The sequence below is a fragment of the Trichocoleus sp. DQ-A2 genome (assembly GCF_039961915.1).
Lineage (GTDB): Bacteria > Cyanobacteriota > Cyanobacteriia > Cyanobacteriales > FACHB-T130 > FACHB-T130.
The window spans coordinates 2,501-10,214 of sequence record NZ_JAMPKD010000048.1 but is presented as its reverse complement, the minus strand read 5'-3'; the positions used below and the strand labels follow the sequence as shown (position 1 = coordinate 10,214).

Here is a 7,714-nt window from a genome sequence, read left to right as displayed (position 1 = left end):
GTCATCCCGTAAGGCATAGCGACGTGTCATGATAGCACTCCTGTTGTGTGACTTAATAGAATCCAGTTATCGATTTTAAGCCCGTTGCAGACCTAATTGATGACACGCCCTAGCTGTGAGAGGAGTATCAGGATTTATTTTGGCTTCTGCTAGCAAAATTGATGCGATCGCTAAGTTGGCGTAGCGTTCTAGCTACATCAGGATCGCTATCCTTTAATTGAGTAATTTTCTCGCAGCTATACATTACTGTGGTGTGATCTTTACCCCCAAATTCCTCACCAATCCTGGGTAAACTCAAATCTGTGTGCTGACGCATTAAATACATACCAATTTGTCGCGCCCAGCTAATTTCTCGACGGCGAGAATTACTTTTTAAATCTTCAATGCGAAGATCAAAAGTTTCTGCGATCGCTATGATTACCGCCTCTGGAGAAACCGCTACTTTTTCAGCAGGCGGATTTAAAACTGGGGCAATGTTTTCGACAGTCATAGACAAACCGGAAATTGAAATATAAGCCACAGCCCGAATTAAAGCGCCCTCCAATTCTCGAATATTTGAAGTATAGTTAGTCGCTATATATTCAATAACATCTCTCGGTAATCGCATATTTTCATATTCTGCCTTTTTTTGTAAAATTGCCATCCGTGTTTCTAAGTCTGGGCGCTGGATATCGGCAATTAATCCCATAGAAAAGCGGGAACAAAGGCGTTCTTGCAGGCGAGGAATCTGATTAGGAGGGCGGTCAGAAGCGATTACTACTTGCTTTCCAGCTTCATGTAAAGTATTAAAAGTATGAAAGAATTCTTCTTGAGTATATTCCTTTCCTTCTAAAAATTGAATATCATCCACCAACAGTACATCGGCAGCTCGATAATGTTCTCTAAACCGTTGCATACTATCTTTACGAATTGCTGCAATCAAGTCGTTTGTAAACTGCTCAGTAGAAACATAAAATATTTTTGAATCTGGGTGAATTTCCAAACGGTAATGCCCAATTGCTTGCATTAAGTGAGTTTTTCCTAGTCCAACACCCCCACACAAAAATAATGGATTAAACTCACGTCCTGGAGATTCTGCCACAGCTAAAGAAGCTGCATGAGCCATCCGATTATTAGAGCCGACAACAAAGCGTGAAAAAACGTATTTAGGATTTAATTCGGTCGGTCTGGGTCGCTGGTTAGGGGAAATTTCGGGGACACTGGTTTCTATAGGCAGCGACCAGGAAATTTCGGCATCATCAGCGCTAGAGATTTCATTTCCTTTGGCAACCGTGATGTGAATTTCCACCGGCTGTCCCAGAATATCTTGTACGACATCAGCAATTGTTTTGATGTAATATTTCTGCAACCAATTCCGGGCAAACGGGTTAGGCGTGCAAATCACCAAGCAGTTATTTTCCAGCTCTTGAGCGCTGGCAGTTTTGATCCACGTTTCAAAGGTAGGACGGCTCAGTTGTAGCTGTAGACGCTCTAGCACTTGGCTCCAGAGCTGTTCAAGAGAAATATCCACGCCTCACCTCTACGGCTTTGTGCAGAATAGTATTATCCATTCTTGTGAAGAGCGATCGCTCTTTTAAACCAGTCTCAACTATGGCTGAAATCCTGCCAATTACTCAACTGGGAAATCCCATCCTGCGCCAACAAGCTCAAATTATTGAAAATGTCCACTCTGGACAGATCCAAAAGCTGATTGATGAGCTAATTACAACCGTTGTTCAAGCAAGCGGTGTTGGCATTGCAGCACCCCAAGTAGCTCAATCTTATCGCTTGTTCATCGTCGCATCTCGTCCGAATCCTCGATATCCCACCGCTCCTGAGATGGAACCAACCGCTATAATAAATCCTCGCATCATTGCTCACTCTGATGAGGTAGTGAAAGGCTGGGAAGGGTGCCTCAGCATTCCAGGAATTCGAGGGTTGGTTCCCAGATATCACGCGATTGACGTGGAATACACCAGTCGGGATGGTAAATTGCATCGTCAACAGTTCACAGATTTTGTTGCCCGCATTTTTCAACACGAATCCGATCACCTGGATGGCATCGTGTTTGCGGATCGTTTACAAAGCACGCAAGAGATAATGACCGAACAGGAATATCAGCAACGAATTGTTCAACAGCAGCACTGATATCCTAGATTGTTGACAATTGTTTGGTTTGACTGATTAGAAGCATAAGCGATCGCTTCCACCCTGCCTACATACGCTCTAGCACAGAAATGCCAAGTAGGGATAATCCTAATTTCAAAGTTCGCGCTGTTACATTGCACAAAACCAACCGAGATGTCCGCACGGGTTCCTCAGCTTTAAGCACCTGACACTGGTCATAGAACTGATTAAACTTTTGGCTCAGTTCAAATAGATATTGACAAAGGCGATTGGGTAGTAAATCTTGCTCAACGTCACTGAGAACTTCGCTCAGTTGTAGTAAATGCTTCGCTAACACTAATTCTGTTTCTTCCTGCAACAGAATTTTGGCATTCATTCCCAACTGCTCAAAGTCAATATCGCCTTTGCGGCTAATTCCCTGTACTCGTACATAGGCATAGAGTAAGTAAGTTGCTGTGTTGCCCTCGCGAGCTACCATCTTCTTAGAGTTGAAGATATAGTTGCTGTTCCGGTTTTGGCTCAAGTCGGCATACTTGACACAACTAATGCCAACTACCTCAGCAACGTGGGCAATGAATTCTTCTGTTTCCTCGCGCCCTTCTTCTTTGAGCCTTGCTTCCAAGTCTTCACGGGCAGATGTGATCGCTTCATCTAGCAAATCCCGCAACCGCACCGTTTCGCCAGAGCGCGTTTTCAGCTTCTTGCCACCTTCTCCCAACACCAAACCAAAGGGGACGTGAACCAACTGTACATTATCTGGAATCCAGCCAGCTCGTTGCGCTACCTGAAACACCTGAGTAAAGTGATTTGCTTGTCCAGCATCTGTAACGTAGATTATCCGCTCAGCTCGATCTTGTTCAATCCGGTAGCGTAAGGCTGCCAAATCAGTAGTGGCGTAGTTATAGCCTCCATCAGACTTTTGGACAATCATGGGCAAAGGTTCACCTTCTTTGTTAGTAAACCCTTCCAGAAATACGCATTTAGCCCCATTGTTTTCCACGAGCAAGCCCAACTGGTCGAGGTCTTCCACTACTCCCGCTAGCAATGGGTTATAGAAAGATTCCCCTCGTTCTGTTAGATGCACATCAAGCCGATCGTAGATAATCTGAAACTCGCGCCGGGACTGTTCGCACAGCAGCTGCCATGCCCGCCGAGACTCTTCGTCACCCGCTTGCAACTTGACAACTTCTTGTCGGGCCGTTTCTTGAAACTTCTCATCCTCATCAAACCGCTGTTTTGCTTTGCGGTAAAAAGCAACTAAATCGCCCAAATCTATAGCATTAGCAGTCGTCAAAGCCTCTGGACAAACTTCTCTTAAGTAGGCGATTAGCATTCCAAACTGGGTTCCCCAGTCGCCCACATGGTTTAAGCGCAAGACATCGTGATTTTGAAATTCCAAAGTTCGGGCAATGCAATCTCCAATGATCGTTGAACGCAAGTGCCCAACGTGCATCTCTTTAGCAATATTAGGGCTAGAAAAATCCACCACTACCCGTTGGGGATGTTTTGCCTTGCTGACACCCAATCGGGAGTCTGCCTGAATAGCACTTAGCTGCGCTTCCAAATATTCTGGTTTCAGGGTGAGATTGATAAAACCAGGACCCGCAATTTCTGGCGGACGACAGAAATCGGTGACATCTATATACTCAACGATTTTTTGGGCGATCGCTCGTGGTGGCTGACTCAACTTTTTAGTTAAAGACATTGCCACATTAGACTGATAATCGCCAAACTTGGCATTGCTAGCAGGCACTAACATTGGGTCTACCCCAGCATAGTCACTGCCGAAAGCGGCAACTAAAGCCTGCTCAAATCTATTTTTAAGTTGTTCAAGGGTAGAGTTCATTGGGTTTTGCCGAAACCTCAGGCAGCGTACTTCTCTCCTCCATCGTACTAACGTCTATGTTCATACTCAAATCGAGCCATGTTGAGCGAGTAATCGGGGCGCTACTGGAGATGTAGTCTACGCCAGTTTCAGCCACAGCACGAATAGTTTCTAGAGTAACGTTGCCCGATGCTTCAATTTTGATCCGGTTATTGCTATGGCGAATTATCTGCACTGCCTGCCGCATCATCTCCAGCGGCATATTGTCCAGCATGATGATATCAGCACCGTGCTGTAAGGCTTCTTTCACTTGAGCCAGGGTTTCGGTTTCTACTTCTATAGTCAATGGATAGGGCATTTGGGAGCGGATACGAGCGATCGCCTTGGCAATCCCTCCAGCCACAGCAATGTGATTATCCTTGATCATCACAGCATCATCTAACCCCATTCGGTGGTTCATCGCTCCCCCCACCTGTGTCGCGTACTTTTCTAAAATTCTCAGCCCCGGAGTCGTTTTGCGAGTATCCACCAATTGAGCTGGCAAATCCGCAATTTGCTCAACATACTTACGGGTGAGTGTAGCAATCCCACTCAAACGCATAGCTAGGTTTAAAGCAACTCGTTCTCCGAGCAGCAGCGCCTCTAGCGAGCCATCAACGCGAGCAACCAACTGTCCTCGCTGGCACTGTTCCCCCTCAGCGACAACAGCAACAAAACTGACTCTATCGTTCAACAGTTGGAATATCCGACTAGCTATCGGCAATCCGGTAATGACTCCTGCCTCCTTAGCAGTCCACTCAGCTTGCCCCACACGTACCTTGTTGCCTAACAAACCTTGACTCGAGCGATCGCCGCGACCGACATCTTCCAACAACCAGGAGTGCAGGAGCGGGTCTAATACGATCGAGGGAGGTAGAACAGCCCTGGGACTCACCACTTCAGTTTTCCCCTAATTTTTCTAAAAGCTTGCCCAACCAACTTAGCCCAAAAGCTGCTCGGCTGGAGCTTTTGAGAGTTTTCCAAAAAAGTTTTTCAAAACAGTTGACAGAAACGGTTCGTGGTTGCTACATTAATAAAGCGGTCGGGAGAGCAAGCGAAAGTGAAGCGACACCGAAGCGCACCGAACCTAGAAAAAATAATAGTTTGAAAGCCAAGTAAACACAAGTACCTCGTCAAAAAAATCAGGTGAATTGGAGGAAACTTCAATCACCAAGACGAAGTCGGTAGGAAACTTATAGTTTCCAATAGCCAAAAAAACTCACTTAACACAATGGAGAGTTTGATCCTGGCTCAGGATGAACGCTGGCGGTCTGCTTAACACATGCAAGTCGAACGGGAATCTTCGGATTCTAGTGGCGGACGGGTGAGTAACGCGTGAGAATCTGCCTTCAGGACGGGGATAACAGTTGGAAACGACTGCTAAGACCGGATGTGCCGAGAGGTGAAATATTTATAGCCTGAAGATGAGCTCGCGTCCGATTAGCTAGTTGGTAAGGTAAAAGCTTACCAAGGCGACGATCGGTAGCTGGTCTGAGAGGACGATCAGCCACACTGGGACTGAGACACGGCCCAGACTCCTACGGGAGGCAGCAGTGGGGAATTTTCCGCAATGGGCGAAAGCCTGACGGAGCAAGACCGCGTGGGGGAGGAAGGTTCTTGGATTGTAAACCCCTTTTCTCAGGGAAGAAAAAAATGACGGTACCTGAGGAATCAGCATCGGCTAACTCCGTGCCAGCAGCCGCGGTAATACGGAGGATGCAAGCGTTATCCGGAATAATTGGGCGTAAAGCGTCCGTAGGTGGCTGTTCAAGTCTGCCGTTAAAGACCGGGGCTTAACCCTGGAAAGGCGGTGGAAACTGAACGGCTAGAGTGCAGTAGGGGTAGAGGGAATTCCCAGTGTAGCGGTGAAATGCGTAGAGATTGGGAAGAACACCGGTGGCGAAAGCGCTCTGCTGGACTGCAACTGACACTGAGGGACGAAAGCTAGGGGAGCGAATGGGATTAGATACCCCAGTAGTCCTAGCCGTAAACGATGGATACTAGGTGTGGCCTGTATCGACCCGGGCCGCGCCGTAGCTAACGCGTTAAGTATCCCGCCTGGGGAGTACGCACGCAAGTGTGAAACTCAAAGGAATTGACGGGGGCCCGCACAAGCGGTGGAGTATGTGGTTTAATTCGATGCAACGCGAAGAACCTTACCAGGACTTGACATGTCCGGAACCTTCTGGAAACAGAAGGGTGCCTTCGGGAACCGGAACACAGGTGGTGCATGGCTGTCGTCAGCTCGTGTCGTGAGATGTTGGGTTAAGTCCCGCAACGAGCGCAACCCTCGTCCTTAGTTGCCATCATTAAGTTGGGCACTTTAGGGAGACTGCCGGTGACAAACCGGAGGAAGGTGGGGATGACGTCAAGTCAGCATGCCCCTTACGTCCTGGGCTACACACGTACTACAATGCTACGGACAAAGGGCAGCAAGTTAGCAATGACAAGCAAATCCCATAAACCGTGGCTCAGTTCAGATCGCAGGCTGCAACTCGCCTGCGTGAAGGCGGAATCGCTAGTAATCGCCGGTCAGCATACGGCGGTGAATCCGTTCCCGGGCCTTGTACACACCGCCCGTCACACCATGGGAGTTGGCCACGCCCGAAGTCGTTACCCTAACCTGCAAAGGAGGGGGACGCCGAAGGCAGGGCTGATGACTGGGGTGAAGTCGTAACAAGGTAGCCGTACCGGAAGGTGTGGCTGGATCACCTCCTTTTAAGGGAGACCGAACCTCTGAACACCGATGAAGTCGGTCACAGAAGGTCATCCCAGGTCGTCGAGGTCGTGTCATCAAAAGCTTTCAAACTATTACGGTTCCGGTTCATGGGCTATTAGCTCAGGTGGTTAGAGCGCACCCCTGATAAGGGTGAGGTCCCTGGTTCGAGTCCAGGATGGCCCACCTAAAGTCAAGCTGATTGCTTGACAATTAAGAGAGTAAAGCTTGAGTTGGGAAGCCCGGTTGAGGGGCATATCTATAACCCGAGCAAGTCAAAACCGAAAACCGGAAAAAGAAGTCAGCATTGGCTCTGAAACTCAAAAAGCCTCAGAGAGACTGCTGGACTCTAATTCCAGCCAAAGAACCTTGAAAACTGCATAGTAACGTTAAAAAGCAGGAAAAAACGAGACGTCCAATCGAAGAAGGCGTCCGTATCATCCAAGCAAGAGAATGTGGTCAAGCTACAAAGAGCTTATGGTGGATCCCTCGGCACACAGAGGCGATGAAGGACGTGGCGACCGACGAAACGCTCCGGGGAGCTGGAAGCAAGCAATGAGCCGGAGATATCCGAATGGGGCAACCCCAAAGAACTAACTGCTGAATCCATAGGCAGTAAAGAGCCAACCCAGTGAACTGAAACATCTTAGTAGCTGGAGGAAAAGAAATCAAAAGAGATTCCCTGAGTAGTGGTGAGCGAAACGGGAAGAGCCTAAACCATCAAGCATGCTTGGTGGGGTAGTGGGACAGCAACGTGGGACTCGAGAAGTTAGACAAAGCAACTGAAAACTGCACCAGAGAAGGTAAAAGTCCTGTAGTCGAAAGCTTCAAAAGCCCTAGCTGAATCCCGAGTAGCACGGGGCACGTGAAATCCCGTGTGAATCAGCCGAGACCACTCGGTAAGGCTAAATACTACTGTGTGACCAATAGTGAACCAGTACCGCGAGGGAAAGGTGAAAAGAACCCCGGAAGGGGAGTGAAATAGAACGTGAAACCGTAAGCTTACAAGCAATGGAAGCTCGATTGAA

General features: G+C 48.0%; 4 protein-coding genes, 1 tRNA gene and 2 rRNA genes (1 of these 7 only partly in view). 4 read left to right on the top strand and 3 right to left on the bottom strand.

The annotated features are described in order from the left end of the window. Positions 1-127: 127 nt before the first annotated feature. The gene (gene dnaA / locus NC997_RS26820; protein WP_190526008.1) at positions 128-1,510 is read right to left on the bottom strand and encodes a chromosomal replication initiator protein DnaA; all 1,383 of its coding nucleotides are present in this window, start codon (positions 1,508-1,510) and stop codon (positions 128-130) included. An 80-nt stretch (positions 1,511-1,590) separates the two neighbouring features. Here dnaA and def point away from each other — a divergent pair, with 80 nt between their 5' ends. After that, the gene (def, locus tag NC997_RS26815) at positions 1,591-2,127 is read left to right on the top strand and encodes a peptide deformylase (RefSeq protein ID WP_190526010.1); all 537 of its coding nucleotides are present in this window, start codon (positions 1,591-1,593) and stop codon (positions 2,125-2,127) included. Between the two features lie 67 nt (positions 2,128-2,194). Here def and argS read toward each other — a convergent pair whose 3' ends face one another. After that, entirely contained in the window at positions 2,195-3,952 is a 1,758-nt protein-coding gene (gene argS / locus NC997_RS26810) for an arginine--tRNA ligase (protein ID WP_190526012.1), read from the bottom strand. Continuing rightward, complete coding sequence (nadC, locus tag NC997_RS26805; protein WP_190526014.1) at positions 3,936-4,865, bottom strand: carboxylating nicotinate-nucleotide diphosphorylase; 930 nt, start codon at positions 4,863-4,865, stop codon at positions 3,936-3,938. The genes argS and nadC overlap by 17 nt, the downstream gene beginning before the upstream one ends. Positions 4,866-5,198: 333 nt before the next feature. Between nadC and NC997_RS26800 the strand changes: the two genes are divergently transcribed. From NC997_RS26800 to NC997_RS26790, 3 genes are all read left to right on the top strand, one after another. Continuing rightward, a 16S ribosomal RNA gene (locus NC997_RS26800) occupies positions 5,199-6,689 on the top strand. Positions 6,690-6,798: 109 nt separating this feature from the next. Beyond that, a tRNA-Ile gene (locus tag NC997_RS26795) sits at positions 6,799-6,872 on the top strand. 271 nt (positions 6,873-7,143) lie between these two features. After that, positions 7,144-7,714, top strand: a 23S ribosomal RNA gene (locus NC997_RS26790) (it continues 2,317 nt past the right edge of the window). The 16S and 23S rRNA genes sit together here with 1 tRNA gene alongside, the layout of an rRNA operon.

Bases quoted from the DNA above. Each gene is read 5' to 3' on its own strand.
- def (WP_190526010.1), top strand. From the start codon at position 1,591: ATGGCTGAAATCCTGCCAATTACTCAACTGGGAAATCCCATCCTGCGC.
- argS (WP_190526012.1), bottom strand. From the start codon at position 3,952: ATGAACTCTACCCTTGAACAACTTAAAAATAGATTTGAGCAGGCTTTA.